Here is a 15,280-nt window from a genome sequence, read left to right on the forward strand (position 1 = left end):
TTCTTAAGCAAATGACCACAGATCAGGCTTATCGGATATCAATATGCTGTCTGTGGTCATCTGATAAATGGGCGTCATTAAAGGTTCACTCTCACTGTCGTGCCTTCTGTTATGTTCTTTTTCAAGATAACCTTAGCACCTTTACGGACTTCCACATGCAGTTTTCCACCTGCACGGGAGACGTGAATGTCAAATTCGGAATTGAATGCACAGACACGGTTCAAGTTCATGTAGTCCCACTCCTGCGGCAGGCGGGGAGTAAGTTCGAAACTGCGCAACCCTGTGGGGCGAATGCCGAAAAGTCCTTCGGTATAGATGCGGCAATAAAGCCCGCTCTCGGCAGAAAGATGGCGCTGGTCACCTTCGGGCCATGCCTCGATAGCGTATGGTACATGGTCGCCCAGCAAACGGCGGCGGGAGTACTTCTTGAGGAAGCTCATCCCTTTCTCCACTTCACCGGCAGCAATGGTGCCGCGAAGAGCGTAGAGCGTACTGCGGTCCCAAAAAGTTTCAGTTCCGGCTTGCGTAAGCAGCCCGTCGTCCGTCCAAAGGCGGGGCGAGAAGAGGGCATCGATGGTGCCTTGGGCACGGGTGTAGATACCCATGACGAGCGGCATGCAGATCCAGGAACGCAGAATGTCATTACCTTCATAGTAGCGATAACTGTGAAACCCTTCTATCTCGTAGCCGAAGTGACGTTCTATCGCTTGTTCCAGTTGGCGGGCCTGTTGCTGGTAAGCAGACAGTTGGCGGGAGGAGATACCCAATTCTCGTCCTAACATGACGGCGGAGCGCAGGGCATCGTAATAGAGCGTCGAGGTACAAAGATTCGCATCACCTGCGGGGAAACGGTTTTCCAGTTCATCGGAGTTGGAAGCGACTACGCCTGCAGGAGTGAGTTTACGGTGGCAGTACTCCAAGCACCATTCGATGAGGGGCCACAGTTCGCAAGCCTCTTCCTTGTTGCCGCGTGCCAAGGCATAGCGGGCGGCACCGTAGGCTATCATGGCACCGTCTCCCCTATCTTTCGCACCATGCCAAAAGCTGACGCCTTCGGAAATGATAGAGCTGGGGATGGGACGATAGTCGGGATTCATATAGCGGGCAAAATGGCGGAAAGCGTTCAGAGCCGACTGGTTACCGATCTCATAACTCAAGAAAGGGAAGAAGGGATTGATGTACTCAGCCTGGTCGTTTGCCCATACGGCGGCATAGTAGGCTTCACCACCGGGACCATGCATCAGGCCACCCTTAGTGCGATAGATACTTTCGGCACCGCGCAGTTTGGCAAAGGCGAACATGCGGTTCAGTACAGGGTCAGGGGTGCCGAGCACCAATTTGTCCCACCACTGGTGAATAAGAGCCTCCCGTCCGGCGCGTTCACTCTGAATATTGATGCGCGTAAGGGCAACATCCTCTTGTGCAGGCGGAGTATCCGTAAGTTTACGACCGGAAAAGATGGCGTAGAGCTCAAGGGTTTCGCTCGGCTCCAGCACGAAGGTACCTTTCTTTGAGAGGGAAGCTTCGATGCGATAGGCGCCATATACACCAGCCTCTTCGGGAGTGGTATAGGCCACGTGCCAATCAGGCACACGAAGGGTAATCTTATTGGGACTACTATTCGTGAAGATGTATTCCTCGCAATAGCGTGCGGCATTGGTCGAGGGATAGAGCAGACGCGTCAACCGAACAGCATCTTTCAGTTCCTTACGCCGGTGGACATAACCGAAACTGCTCTCTACGCGCATCAACCCGTTGAAGGTGATGTCACGCACTTCTTCGTTCAGCAGCGTTTGGTCGTCAACGGTCACAAGGGCGGGGATATTGAGGTCGAAACGCTGTTTCAGGTTATTCTGTGTCTTATTAGGTTTCATGCGAAGCATGGGGAAGACAAGACTACGGTTCAGGTGGAAACGCTTCTGCGCATCCACACCGTAACGGAGGACAACAGAGAGCTGTTGCCCGCTCATCTCCAAATGGTCGCTATGCGGAATGTTGTCACGGATTTCCCAACAGATAGAGCCATCGGGCTGGATCGTCCAACGGTCATCGGCATGCGCCTTCGGGCATAGACCGATGAAAAGGATAAGGGTAAGTAAGAATGGGATCGTTTTTCTGTTCATGATTACATAGATATAAGAAGTCATATTCATCATTCAACTTTGTTTAATTATAACATAATCTGTCAGCGAAATCAATTATCCGGTAAATCCATATCTGCAACACATCTGAAACGGTTCTACTCCGTACATCTTTCAAGTATAAGAACATGGAGTGGATATGGAGTTGGTACGGAGCAGAGATGTCTCCTACGGAATTTCCTTCAAACAAATTCCGCCGACAGACTATATATTAAATAAGGTGTAGCTTCAGATCATCTCTATCATCAGCACCGCACTCTCAAACTGTGCGTTCAGCGGATTTTCCAGTCCTCGCGTCATCAGCTCCTCTCCTGTCAGCACCTTGCCGCTTGCAGGAAAGCGCGAAGCCGCACCCTTAGGAAGGCTGACTTCTTCGACACGATATTTCTTCGATGCATCCAGTCCGCCCAGTTTTACACGAACTTCACTTCCGTCTTTCGTCTGATAGAGATAGACTACAGCCTGTTTCTTGTCAGCAGCCACATAGCTCAGCGACGCCAACGGCGACTCGTAAGGAGATACCAACCGGTAAAGCTCACCACGCATCACCAGCGGACGGATACGCTCTTTGTAGAGCTTCACCGCATCGGCTATCTGTGCACGCTCTTCGGCAGTAGCCTTGTCCAACGCAAGATCGACACCGAATGCTCCACTCAAAGCCACGTCTATCGCCATTTTCAGATGGCGTTTGCCCATGCGGGTGACGTGGGCGGAAATCGTACTGGCGGGGAAGAAGTGCGAGAATCCCCACTGTATCTTAATACGTCCCAACGGATCGGTATTGTCGCTGGGCCAGAAGGAGTGGAAATAGGGCATTGCACCATAGTCCACACGTCCCGATCCGCCAGCACAAAGCATCGCCATCACATTGGGGAATCCTTTGGCAAAACGGTCCATCAACCGATAGAGCGACCAGTTATAGTCTATCCACAGATGTGTCTGGTCAGCTGCTTGCAAATAGGACGACCCCGGCTGGGTGATGTAACGGTTACAGTCCCACTTCACATACGTGATATCAGGGTTCGGGCGCAAGGTCTGGTCTATGATGTCCCACTCGTAAGCCTGCACTTCCGGACGCGTCAGGTCGAGAATCTCCTGATGGCGGCCGAGAATCGGTTCACGTTTAGGCTGGGTGATAATCCATTCGGGATGCTTCTGATAGAGTTCACTTTGCGGATTCACCATCTCCGGTTCGAGCCAGATACCGAAACCTACTTTCCGCTTCAATGCTTCACGGGCTATGTAGGAAAGGCCGTGAGGCAGCTTCTTTTTCGAAGGTTCCCAGTCGCCCAATCCATGCTTGTCATCGTCGCGGGAATAAGCGCCATTACCAAACCATCCGTCATCCAAGAGGAAGAGTTCTGCCCCTGTCTGTCGTGCCCCGTCGAAGAGTTGTTTCAAACGAGCCTCATCAAAATCGCAGTGTGTAGCTTCCCAGTTGTTCAGCAACACAGGGCGGTCTTTATCGGCATCACGAACTGCGTTCACCTTTGCCCAACGATGAAAACGGCGGCTTGCCTCACCCTTTCCCTGACGGCTGTAAGTATATAGGATGGTAGGTGTGGTAAATGTTCCTCCGCGCTCTAGGTTATATTGCGATCCCAACGGATTCATACCGGTAAGCAGACGCAGGTTCTTGTTCCAATCCATGTCGAAAGCAAACTGGAAACTACCGCTCCAGCGCAGCGAAGCCGCCAGCACTTCTCCTTCGTTCTCCCGTGCCTTCCCGTCGAGGCTGAGAATGAAGGAAGGAATACGCATCTGATGGGCACGCACGCCCAGTTTGGAATCCAGTATCTTCACTCCCTCCGAAAGGCGTTCTTCGCTCAAGGTAGCTTCGCGCTTATAGTTGCCAGCAAACTGGGTAAGCCAATATTCTTTCGCTTTCACCACCGGAGAAGCGGAGGCAAAACGATGCAACACCACTTTGCCTTTCTCGTTGTGCGTGACAGTATTCCAAATCTCCATCATACTTTGGTCTGCATAACATTTGATGCAGATGTCCACCGCAAACGGATAGGCAGGGTCTTTCAGCGAAATGACCGTCTGCTCTACACCGGGAGACAATGTCTCTGTGCGATGCCCTACGTAATGAAGTTCCGTAGACGTATTTCCATCCACATGGGTAGCCTGAATGGCAGGCTCTGTCAGCACACCGTTTCCGTAAGGCGGAAGGAACTCCCACTCGCGCGAAGGCATTTTGGCAGGGGGCGTCACCTCGCGGGAGGCATCGCCAAAGGCCAATTGATAAAGTCGATCGTCGGTTCCCACCATGAAACTCAGTTTCAGTTCGCCGGACGTCACGTTGAAGAGTTTCTTCACGTTAGGATTGTCTGCCGCACGCGCTGCAAGAAGACAACAAAGGAATAAACAGGTCAATATTTTCTTCATTCTGCTTGATGATTAAGTTGCTATAAATTTAATATTACTCTTCGGTCATGAACTTCCAGGTGACATTGGCAATGTTGTTCGGTTTGCCCTTCTCCGCCTTGGAGATGCTGCCTTTCAGTTTGCCCTTCTTGTCACGTGTCACTTTGATCTCCCGCCAGGAGTAGGCACCCTTTTCATAATCGAAAGTTTCGCCGTCGTCATCATACAGGCGATAGGCTCCGTCTGCCTTTCCATAGTGGCGGATTTCCAGGTTCACCTTCTCCCCTGCCTTCGGTGCATGCAGGCGCGGCTCCATGAACGGCAGGATAGCACCGTCCTTCACGTACACTGGAATGCGGTCCAGTCCCGGAGCCACAGTGATCTTCTCGCCATTGCCCACATAGCGTCCTGTATAGAAGTCATACCAGTCGCCCTTCGGCAATACCACCGTACGCTCTTTCTGACCGGTGAACATCGGGGCAACCAACAGATATTCGCCTGCCATATACTGGTCTTTGATCTCTTTCGCCACAGCCTCCAGATAAGGATTGTCTTCCAAATGAGCATCGGACAACTGTGCTACGCTTCCCTGCTCCGGATTGAAGCCCGGCTCAAGATTCATGGCGCGGAACGGAGGGATACCATCAAAATGGTAACGCGCAAACTCCGAATACCAATAGGGCATCATCTGCATACGCAGTATGGCATATTCCTTTATCTGTTTCTCCACTTCGGGGAAGGTCCACGGTTTTGTCCCGCTTGCCCAGGCATTAATCATCGCCATCGGCGAGAACACCACCGACTGGAAACGGCGCAACCAGTCTTCCGACGACTTGGAGCTACGCACTTCCGGCGTCCAGAGCACTCCGCTGAAACCGGAGTTTATCAAAGCCGTGATGAAATCCTGATGGCTATAGTAATCGTTATAAATCACGTAGGGGAAAGATGTGGCACCGGCATTCGACGCACGTACCAATCCGAAGGTGCGCTGGTTGCGGTTCTTATAGAGTTCCGTCGTGGTGCGCTGTACCCACAATCCATAGGTCTGGCGCATCTGCTCGGCAGCTACTCCGCTGGGGAAGGTTGCCACATCGGGCCACACATAACGGTCATAGCCGTCCACTTCGTCAATCTTGTAACCGCTGACACCGATATTCACATGTTCCTGTTCCAACTTGTCCTTCCAGATTTGACGGGCTTTCTCGCCAGCCAAGTCAGGCACGATGCCGCACCATACCGTGTGCGAACCGCTGACCGGATACATTTCTTTATATATCTTCGATTCGGGAGATACATAGGGATTAGTCCACAAATTGATGCGTACTCCCTTGTCCGCCATCTCCTTTACGAATCCGGCAGGGTCGGGATAACGGGTAGCATCCCACTCAAACGTACAAGGGTATGCCTTGCTTTGCCAGCCCGGTTCCAGTCCAATGAAATCCAACGGGAAACCGCGTTGTTCAAACTCATCCGCCTCTTTCTTCACATCATTGGCCGTATACAACTTCTTCGTCCGTTGAGTGAAGCCCAATCCCCAACGAGGAGGCAAGGTACCGCCACCACAGAACAGATTGTATCTACGGATAACGTCCATCGGAGTAGGCCCGGCAAACAAGTATATTTCCGCTCCTGCGGCAGGTACAAGAATGGAAACGGCATCCGAATAGGGGGCTGACGTCCACGTCTTATCCAAATTACGGTCTTTAGCAACCGGAGCATTCGGACTATCCTTGCGCGCACCGCTACCGGCATACACCGTCAGATAACGGGCGGAATTGATGAACACGCCATACCCGCGACTGGATATATAGAACGGTACCGGAGCATGCGTACGACCGTTGTCACGACCACCGTAATGGTCTACATGCAAGTTCAGTATCTTGCCACGCTGGTGCACAGTCTGGAAATTCAGTCCAAATCCGTACAACTGTTCCTTTTTCTGCAAGGGAATACGCAGGCTCGTTTTGCCGTCTTGGATGGTGCCCACAATTTCATTTGCCAATCCTGGCAACTCTACTTCCGGCAAACGGCTGAGCCCCTCCTTCTGAGGCGCAACTCCCGCCACGCCCAGCAACGAATACTCTTCCGGGCTTCCCACAACGCCTTTCCAAACGCCAGGCTCCACTTGTTGCCAAGCTATCTGTGCCTTGGCCGGCAACAACATCAACAGGGCCATCGCCCCCAAAATCATTTTTTTCTTCATCTATAGTTTCTTTATTATTACAGTATTACTACACCTATTATATTATATATATTCCCAATCATTACGCCTCCGCACTCAACGGATAATAGCGGCAAACCCGCCGTTCGGCAGCACTTTTACACGCAACGTTCCATCCGTACTCTCTACAGGCATATGGCCGAAGCTGTCCTTATCTTCTCCGTCTGTTATCACCGTAAAGGACTTGCCGGCACATTCAGCCGGAAGGGCAAACTCGATTTCGTGTTCTTCCTCCTTGCCGTTGATACCGCCAATATACCATACATCACCCGAACGGCGTGCCACAACCGCACACTCTCCCGGATAGCCTGCCAACAGGCGGCTTTCATCCCAAGCTGCCGGAACGTCTTTCAGAAACTGTTTCGGCTGCTCAGGCAATGCAAGATAAGATTCCGCCTTATCCGCCAAGCACTGGAAGCCGGACTCGAAGACTACGGCAAGTGCCAACTGATGCCCTACGGTAGTCCTGCGCAATGCAGGTACGCCTTGGCGGACTTTATTGGAGAAGGTCACCGGAGTATAATCCATCGAACCTACGACATTGCGTGTGAAGGGTACTGTGGCATTGTGCGCAGCGGCTCGGTCGCAACGCTCCTGACGTCCCAGTGTCTCTGCACCACGGATCGCCTCAGTGGTCAGCATATTCGGGTAAGTGCGCTCAAAGCCGCGAGGTAAGGTTGCCCCGTGCAGGTCGACCAGCAGATGATGGTCGGCAGCATCTTTCAGCAATGCCGGATAAAGACCGATGATCCGCTGTTTGTCCGTATCAAAGAAGTCGACCTTGATTCCTTTGACCCCGATCTCGCTGATGCGTTTCATTTCGGCACGACGTAATTCCGGATCACTCATCAGACGGTGCGTCGGTACGGAGTCATTATCACGCCCAGCACCGGAATGATACCATAACCACACGCCTACCCCTTTCTGTTGTGCATACTTCACCACGTCTTCCATCGTGCCTCCGTTGCCCATGCGCTGCCAACCGGCATCGATCAGCATATATTCCCAGCCCATCTCTGCGCTGAGGTCTACATACTTCAACTGTGCCTTATAGTCGCGAGGAGTACCTCCGTTGGACCACCAGCTCCAAGAGGCACGTCCTGCCTTTATCCAAGCGTCATCCTCCACTACCGAGGCAGGGTTCAGATGCGAAACCATTTGGGTACGGAATATCGTATCCAGGTTATTTCCCACGATGATAACCCGCCAGGGAGTAAGCCAAGGCAGTTCGGATACAGGCTCTACGGCATCAGGAATGACAGGCTCTTCCAACTCGGGGAAACGGACCCGATAGGCATTGTCCGTGCCCGCATTATCGACATGCGTGGCGGGATAGGAACCATCCAGATGGGCTTCTGTTATCATCATCCACACGCCATTGGTGTTGAACAACATGGGATATGCCCAACCACGTCCATGCCCGCACTCCGAACGGATCTCTATCTCGTTCCGGCAATATTGCTCATAGCTCGGCTTATGACGATCGTTCCAATCATAAGGGTGTATCCACGCCTTTCCGTTCACGGGTACGGCAAACTCAGTATGTTCCGCCTGAATCGTATGCATCCGGTTGTCAACCTCTGGGAATCCATAACGGAAAGCGATACCATCATTGTAGGCCCGTATGATCAGATTGAACTGCTTTCCCTCTTGAGTACTGAATGTGAAGGTCTGCTCACGGCAATCATCCACCGTATTCATCCGCTTTCCCGCTTTCAGCTGATAGGCATCGTTGATCTCCTTTACGGGAGAAGCGGAAACAAAATGGGCGGCTGTACCGTATTCAGTACCGTCCATTACCAGACCTAAGAGAGAGTTCTCTACAGCCAACGTATCTCGATAGTAAACGGAATAGCTGAGGCTCGTTTTTCCTCCATCCGCCCTGTTTTCTAAAACAAAGCGGACGTGACTGTCCTTAGACACCAACTCCCATTTATCGGGAGCCGTACAGGCGGCAAACAATACCACCGACAGTAGCATGACTGTGCTCAATAGTTTATTCATGGTATTCATTGTTAATCATTACTTATTCTTGACTAATCCTTAACTTATTCTTAATTTATTCTTAGTCTATTCTTGACTAATCCTTGATTTCTTCCCAACTTATTCCTGAGGAGTGAACATCACAATATATCCACCACCCGCACGCATATGCCCGGTCAGGGCGTCAGACTTCCTGCAAAAGACGCGCTCTGTCTTGATAGCTGCCGCATCGGCAGGGCGGTCGTTCAGTACCATCCCTTCGTACCATCCGTCGCCTAAGAATGACAGGGGGAATAGCTGAGGCTCGTTTTTCCTCCATCCGCCCTGTTTTCTAAAACAAAGCGGACGTGACTGTCCTTAGACACCAACTCCCATTTATCGGGAGCCGTACAGGCGGCAAACAATACCACCGACAGTAGCATGACTGTGCTCAATAGTTTATTCATGGTATTCATTGTTAATCATTACTTATTCTTGACTAATCCTTAACTTATTCTTAATTTATTCTTAGTCTATTCTTGACTAATCCTTGATTTCTTCCCAACTTATTCCTGAGGAGTGAACATCACAATATATCCACCACCCGCACGCATATGCCCGGTCAGGGCGTCAGACTTCCTGCAAAAGACGCGCTCTGTCTTGATAGCTGCCGCATCGGCAGGGCGGTCGTTCAGTACCATCCCTTCGTACCATCCGTCGCCTAAGAATGACAGGGGGAATTGCAAAGAGCGTTCCTCTTGTCCGTTCAGCACGGCCAAGAACCACGTTTTCCCGCTTCTCCGCGCAAATGCGGCAACCTCGCCTATGCGGCTGGACGGCAACACGACGGTTTCGTCCCAGATGGCAGGTATCTGCTTCAGCAACTGTACGGCAGGATTATCCAACATGGTCTTCGGATGCGACCCGAAGAAGATGACAGAAGAATTGAAAACAAGTGCCGTAGCCACCTGATGCACCCACGAAGTCTCCAGACGGCGTTCCCCGAAAACCACAGGCGTATAATCTCCGGCTCCTACGACCAGACGGCTGAAGGACAATGTCGTATTGTGCATACTCCATTCATACTGGTTCTTACCATATTCCAGTCCGCGGATGCCTTCACGGCTCATCTCATTGGGCCATGTACGCACTTCGCCCGCAGTTTTGTTGCTGCCATGAATGTTCAACATCAGTTTATGCTCCGCCGCCTCTTTCAGGCAGGCTTGGTATAGGTCGATAAACTCCTTAGACTCGTGCGAGAAGGCATCCAGCTTCAAGCCTGCGATGCCCAACCGCCGGCAGCGTGCAAACAGCTCTTTGCGCTTCTGAGGATCGCGCATGTCACGACCGTGACGCCACAGCCAGATCTTAACCCCATACTGCGCCGAGTAATCCACCAGGTCTTTCAGCTGTTCGTCGGTCCAGCGATACCAGAAAGCATCCACCGTATTGTACTCGAACCCTAACTCGCCAGCCAGCTTGGAGAACTCTTTCATTCCCTCCACTGTCCGTGCCCCGCCGTCCAGCCAGCACCACACGGAGCGGCCCGGCTTAATCCAATCCGTATTCACGCCCTTGGGGAACAAGCGCTTATCCGGTGCCGGAGACAGGTTGGTGATCAAGTCTGAATTGACCAGTTCGTTCAAGTCATCGGCTATGATGACAGCACGCCAAGGAGTCGTAATCGTGCCCTCCAAGGCGGCCGACTGTGAGAGGCGCTGCGCCTCCGCCAGACTATAATCATGTGCGAAAGGATATCCTGCGGGTTGTGCATGGCCTAACTTGGTTTCAAACCCATTCTTACCGTTTGCCTGCAAAGACATACCGGCATAGTTCATCAAGGCGGCTTCGGACAGGCAGAGGTAACCGGCATCGCCCGGCAACTGCACGGTCACCGGAGGGGCGGCCCACTCGCCTTGACGGATTTCGGAGACCTCTTTCTTGAGGTGAATACCTTCGTAGTGGCAATACATGTCGTGATACCATACCTGACTCCCCGCAGGCAGTGTGAACACGGTATGTTCGTCCGGTGTCCTGACCTCCCCTTTCCTGCCGGGAAGCTGCATACGGAAGGCAATGCCGTCATCGTAGGCGCGCGCTTCGATGGAGAAGTCGACCTTCAGCTGCGTATTCCGCAACTTGAGGAGCTGCCCGTTGCCCTTGTCCGTCGCCCGGGAGTGGCTGCCGCGGATGGGGTAAGCATTATCCGTCTGATAGCCGTCTGCCGACAGTACTTCGAGGGAACGGCAAAGTTCCGCCTCGTCTACGGTCATACGCACGGGGGCTTCCGCCAATACGGCAGTACCGTTCTTCTCTACTTCATAATACAACTCTCTGTCCTTCAATTTCAGAATCAAAGAGATGGAGCCGTCCGGACTATTAACCGGAAAGCGCGTCTGCGCATAGGCACAGAACAGCGTACAGGCACTCAGCCATAGGATACTGATCAGTTTCTTCATCATCCGCATTATTTATAGACCTGCATGTCTCCGTCTTCACAAATCAGCTCGGGACGTGCGTCGGGATTCTTCAGTTCAAATGTAACGTTTTTCAGTTTCAAGCCTTTCACATGACGCGCCCAGACGCCGCAAGCCGGAATCTTGGGGCCGAAGGTCTTCACTTCCAGGTACTTGTATACCGCTTCCGGCACTTGCGACAGGGCGTCCTCCGGCGTACCGGTGCCCAGCAGGCGGATGTGGATATTCTCCAGGGTGAGGTTGGTGATGTAATGTCCCGGGATGCCTGTAATGAGGATGCCGGAGGGAGGCGTCAGCTGTGCCTTATCGGCGGCTACGGCCTTCACGTTGCGGATGGTCACGTTCTCGAAGACGCCAATAGACTGCTGCACGTCCTCGTGCTTGCGGAACACGTTCAGACGGGCACCCAGGCGGAACAGCATCGGGGTACGTACCTCGTCCATCGTGATGTCGGATATCTCGACATTGCGGAGGTGGGCACCGTCTACCGAGAAGAGTTTGATTCCCCCGTTCTTGGTGTCGTAGATGTGGCAGTTGCTGATTTTTATGTTCTCAAAACTGCCCATCGACTCGGTTCCCATCTTAATGCCTGCCTGATTGCTCTTCAGCTTCATGTCGGTCACGACGATATCGTCGCAGCCCATCTTGCTGGAAGTGGTCTTGAAGCACAGGGCATCGTCTCCGCTGACGATGTCGCACCGGCTGATGCGCACGTGCTGGCAACCGTCGATATTGATGCCGTCGTTGTGTGCCACGCCGAAGCTGCGGATGGTGACCTGATGGATATTCACGTTGCGGCACTGGAAGTAGTGTGAGGTCCAGGCCCGGCGTACTTCAGGGTCACCCTTTCCACACGTATGTTTTCGCAGCGCACCCAGCGGAGCAGGAAGGGACGCAAGCCCCAACGTTGTCCTTCGGGACGGATATCGGTCTTGATATGCCGCTCTTTGAGGGCGGAGCCCTGGCCGTCTATGCTTCCCTCACCTGTCAGGGAGACGTTCTTGGCGTCTACGGCAACGAGCAGTGCCCAGCCGACATCGATGCCCAGGCCTTCGGTGAAGGGGTCGAGATTCTTGTATGCCTTGTAGTCGGTGGTGCCCAGGATGAGGGCGTCCTTCTCGAGGTGCAGGTTGACGTTGTCTTTCAGCACGATGGTGGCGGACAGGTAGGTTCCGGCGGGGACAAGCACGGTGCCGCCGCCCGCCTCATGGCAGGCATCGATGGCTTTCTGGATGGCGGGCGAATCTAATTTCTTGCCATTGCCCTTTGCGCCGTACTTCTTCACGTTGAATGTTTCTGCCTGCACGGCAAACGGCAGCAGAAACATTGCAAATAACAGGAGGATATGTTTCTTCATTTTCATGGTTATTAAATAGTAAGTATCTTATTTTATCTCGCGTACGATGCCCACCGAATAGAGCCTGTTGCTGCGTCTTCCGGGATGCTCAAGGCGCAGTTCGTTGGTTCCCTTCGCCAGGGAGACGGGGAAGACGAACTCCTTGCGCCGGTTGCCCGAAGTGGCCAAGTAGCCGATGTTCTCGCTTATTTTCTCTCCGTTGATGTAGAGGTAGGAAGGAACCGGATCGCCGCCTGCGTAGGAGACTACCAAGTAATACTCTCCCTTGCGCGGGAGGTCCACCTTCCAGCTCACACTGCCATGTGAGCTACCTTTTTCACCTTTGAACTCTACGGAGCCGTCGTCGTTCAGCGCAACCGAGCCGGCCCGTTTCAGGTCTTTTGCCTGACAGAGGGAGACGTTCTCCAGACGACGCACTACGACGCGTTGCGAGGAGGTTGCCTTGCCGTCCTTCAGGGTCTCGAGACAGAAATCCGTCGTCTTCTTCACGGCGAGGGGGATGCTGCCTTCGGCATCGGGCAGCGTCTTGCCGTTCAGGCGCAGGGCGTCGGCATTCGAGGTTTTGTAGTGCAGGGCATTGGCGTCTGCATAGAAGTATTCGATGGCGGGACGCGCGGCATCGAGCGGAACGCGATAGAGTTCGACGCCCTTGCCGGTGCCCAGGTTGCGGCTGTACATGCGCTGTGTGGGATTGTTCCAGTGTTCGTGCACGCCCAGGCTGCCTTCAGCCTTGCCCATGTAGGCGATGCCTGAGGGGGGATTGCCGATTTGGGACGCTTCATGCAGGAAGTTGTCGGCATTGGCGCACAGGGGCAGCTCGGAGTAGATGAAGTCGAGCACTACGGATTCGATGGCCACTTGGTCGTTGGAGGCCAGGAAACTGGAAGTCCAGCCGTCGTTGAAGGGCGGGAGCTTGAAGCGGACTGCCTTGCCGTTGTGTTTGGGGTTGACGTACATGGCGTCGACGATATAGACCAGCGTGTTTCCGCCCAGACGCTCGTGTGCCATCAGGTCGACGATGGAGTTGTAGGTTCCCATGCCGCGGAATGAAGACCAGTCGCGGATGGAGAGGTGCAGGGGGGAGACGTTGCCGATGGAGCCGAAATGGTTCTTTCCGGTGGAGGTGATTCCAGTCTGTCCGGCACTGTCACGCCAGCTGTCGGTGGGTTCGGAGTGCCGCTTCATGAGGGCCATGTTGATCATGTAGTCCGCTTCGTAGGCGGCACGGGCGAGGCCGCGGGCGGCGGCGTCGGTGATTTCGCTGGAATAGGTGATGACGTTGGGCACGAAGCCGCCCCAGTTCTGATAGACCACCTCGGGGTAGAGCGGCTGCACGTAGTCGTATACGGCAGAGATGCCGCGACGCTGCGCATCGTAGACCGTGATGCAGTGTTGGGGGACGCCCATGATATCGACCAACTGGTGGAGCAAGGCGTAGACCGACTGCGGTGTGGCATCGATGATGTTGCTTCCCCCGTTGTCGTTGAGGTTGATTTTGACGGCGATCTTCTCACCTTTCTTATAAGAGACCTCTCCCTTGCCCTTCTTGGCGTTGAAGGTGCGGAAGAGTTCATCCCAGGCCTTGTCGATCGTGTTCTGACGGGTCAGGGCGATGATGGCACCTTCCATCATGTCGTTCACGCGCGTCTGGCTGTTGTTATCCGCATCCGAATAAAGTCCGCGTTTTCCGTCCCATGCGGCTGCCTTGGGGTCGTAGGCCCATGCCACGCGTCCGGGATGGATGCCTTTGGCTACGCCCATGGGCGAGTTGGGGGCATCGGTGGGGGTGAAACGTCCCATGTCGGTGCCGTTGTCTATCTGCCGGCGTACCACTTGTCCCATCAGGGAGTTGTCCACCGACATCACGTAGAGCACTCCGGAGAGCACCGCTCCCACGGCCAGCACGGACATGCCCATGCAGAACCGGCGCGAACGCCACAAGGCCATGAAGCGTTTCCATGCTCCGAAGCCCGTCAGCACGCTACCGGCAAAGGCCACGAAAGAGAGAGCCACGGGGGCGGCTATCTGCTGGCAAGGGTATTCGATGCGCGAGGGTTTCGGCACCACACGTATCAGAAACCAGACCAAAGCGGCCAACCCGAACAGGGGGAAGAATATCTTCAGGACGACGTTCTTCTTGTTCACTCCTACAATCCGTCCGCTCTTCGGACAGGTCTTGAAAAACCATTTTTTAATCGTTGTATTCATTATCTACCAGATATAAAGTTTATTTTTCCTGTTTACAAAAGTAGGGATATGCAGGTAAAGCGGTTATCAGTATTCCATCAAATGCTTGAAAATTCGTCTCACAAAGGCAATTATATGCCCGAATCGACGGGGATAGCGGGATTTTCGGGCAGGAAGAGGGTTGGGGAGCTACAAGTGACGAGCGACGGAGCTACGAGTGACGAGCGACAGAGTGACGAGCGACAGAGTGACGGAGGGGGGAGCAAGTATAAGGACGCAAAATCAGTAATGCAACTATAACGCAGTGGGGAAACAGTCGATTAACATTTCGTTAACAATACAGGGTCATAGTGTTAACGTTACAGCTCCAGTGCATTGCCATTCCTTAGGACTGGAGGCACACTGGAGACAGAGCGCCCCCGGAGTGACAGAAAAAAGGCAATAAACCGGAGAAAGAACGGGGAAAAAAGGCAAAATCATTAAGTTTATTTAACCATTTTTCGTGAACCGGTAACTATTCAGCGAGAACAAAGGATACGAAGAATTAGCCCGTCAGTTTAGACGA

At 53.2% G+C, this 15,280-nt stretch carries 10 protein-coding genes; all 10 read right to left on the reverse strand.

Going from position 1 to position 15,280, the window contains the following annotated elements:
* Positions 1-77: 77 nt before the first annotated feature.
* Positions 78-2,123 carry a hypothetical protein gene (locus QZ323_RS11040; RefSeq protein WP_294634745.1) on the reverse strand — a complete coding sequence of 682 codons (2,046 nt, stop codon included), beginning with the start codon at positions 2,121-2,123 and terminating at the stop codon, positions 78-80.
* A 246-nt stretch (positions 2,124-2,369) separates the two neighbouring features.
* Entirely contained in the window at positions 2,370-4,532 is a 2,163-nt protein-coding gene (locus QZ323_RS11045; RefSeq protein WP_294634746.1) for an alpha-galactosidase, read from the reverse strand.
* A 34-nt stretch (positions 4,533-4,566) separates the two neighbouring features.
* The gene (locus QZ323_RS11050; RefSeq protein ID WP_294634747.1) at positions 4,567-6,714 is read right to left on the reverse strand and encodes a TIM-barrel domain-containing protein; all 2,148 of its coding nucleotides are present in this window, start codon (positions 6,712-6,714) and stop codon (positions 4,567-4,569) included.
* Between the two features lie 75 nt (positions 6,715-6,789).
* Positions 6,790-8,736, reverse strand: a complete 1,947-nt coding sequence (locus QZ323_RS11055; protein WP_294634748.1) for a glycoside hydrolase family 97 protein — start codon at positions 8,734-8,736, stop codon at positions 6,790-6,792.
* Positions 8,737-8,835: 99 nt separating this feature from the next.
* Positions 8,836-8,970, reverse strand: a complete 135-nt coding sequence (locus QZ323_RS11060) for a hypothetical protein (protein WP_294634749.1) — start codon at positions 8,968-8,970, stop codon at positions 8,836-8,838.
* A 20-nt stretch (positions 8,971-8,990) separates the two neighbouring features.
* Positions 8,991-9,161 (reverse strand): hypothetical protein, encoded by a 171-nt coding sequence (locus QZ323_RS11065; protein ID WP_294634750.1) that lies wholly within the window; start codon positions 9,159-9,161, stop codon positions 8,991-8,993.
* A 99-nt stretch (positions 9,162-9,260) separates the two neighbouring features.
* Positions 9,261-11,153 (reverse strand): glycoside hydrolase family 97 protein, encoded by a 1,893-nt coding sequence (locus QZ323_RS11070; protein ID WP_294634754.1) that lies wholly within the window; start codon positions 11,151-11,153, stop codon positions 9,261-9,263.
* An 8-nt stretch (positions 11,154-11,161) separates the two neighbouring features.
* Positions 11,162-11,962: a glycosyl hydrolase family 28 protein gene (locus QZ323_RS11075; protein ID WP_294634751.1), complete on the reverse strand. Its 801-nt coding sequence runs from the start codon at positions 11,960-11,962 to the stop codon at positions 11,162-11,164.
* On the reverse strand, positions 11,959-12,528 hold the full coding sequence (locus QZ323_RS11080; RefSeq protein ID WP_294634752.1) for a glycosyl hydrolase family 28-related protein: 570 nt from the start codon (positions 12,526-12,528) through the stop codon (positions 11,959-11,961). The genes QZ323_RS11075 and QZ323_RS11080 overlap by 4 nt, the downstream gene beginning before the upstream one ends.
* A gap of 27 nt (positions 12,529-12,555) precedes the next feature.
* Positions 12,556-14,736, reverse strand: a complete 2,181-nt coding sequence (locus QZ323_RS11085) for a DUF362 domain-containing protein (protein ID WP_294634753.1) — start codon at positions 14,734-14,736, stop codon at positions 12,556-12,558.
* Positions 14,737-15,280 lie beyond the last annotated feature (544 nt).

Source organism: uncultured Bacteroides sp. (genome assembly GCF_910585845.1).
GTDB lineage: Bacteria > Bacteroidota > Bacteroidia > Bacteroidales > Bacteroidaceae > Bacteroides.

Coding starts and splice junctions, on each gene's coding strand:
- QZ323_RS11085 (WP_294634753.1), bottom strand. CDS start 14,736: ATGAATACAACGATTAAAAAATGGTTTTTCAAGACCTGTCCGAAGAGC.
- QZ323_RS11040 (WP_294634745.1), bottom strand. CDS start 2,123: ATGAACAGAAAAACGATCCCATTCTTACTTACCCTTATCCTTTTCATC.
- QZ323_RS11070 (WP_294634754.1), bottom strand. CDS start 11,153: ATGAAGAAACTGATCAGTATCCTATGGCTGAGTGCCTGTACGCTGTTC.
- QZ323_RS11080 (WP_294634752.1), bottom strand. CDS start 12,528: ATGAAGAAACATATCCTCCTGTTATTTGCAATGTTTCTGCTGCCGTTT.
- QZ323_RS11045 (WP_294634746.1), bottom strand. CDS start 4,532: ATGAAGAAAATATTGACCTGTTTATTCCTTTGTTGTCTTCTTGCAGCG.
- QZ323_RS11065 (WP_294634750.1), bottom strand. CDS start 9,161: ATGAATAAACTATTGAGCACAGTCATGCTACTGTCGGTGGTATTGTTT.
- QZ323_RS11055 (WP_294634748.1), bottom strand. CDS start 8,736: ATGAATAAACTATTGAGCACAGTCATGCTACTGTCGGTGGTATTGTTT.
- QZ323_RS11060 (WP_294634749.1), bottom strand. CDS start 8,970: ATGGTACTGAACGACCGCCCTGCCGATGCGGCAGCTATCAAGACAGAG.
- QZ323_RS11050 (WP_294634747.1), bottom strand. CDS start 6,714: ATGAAGAAAAAAATGATTTTGGGGGCGATGGCCCTGTTGATGTTGTTG.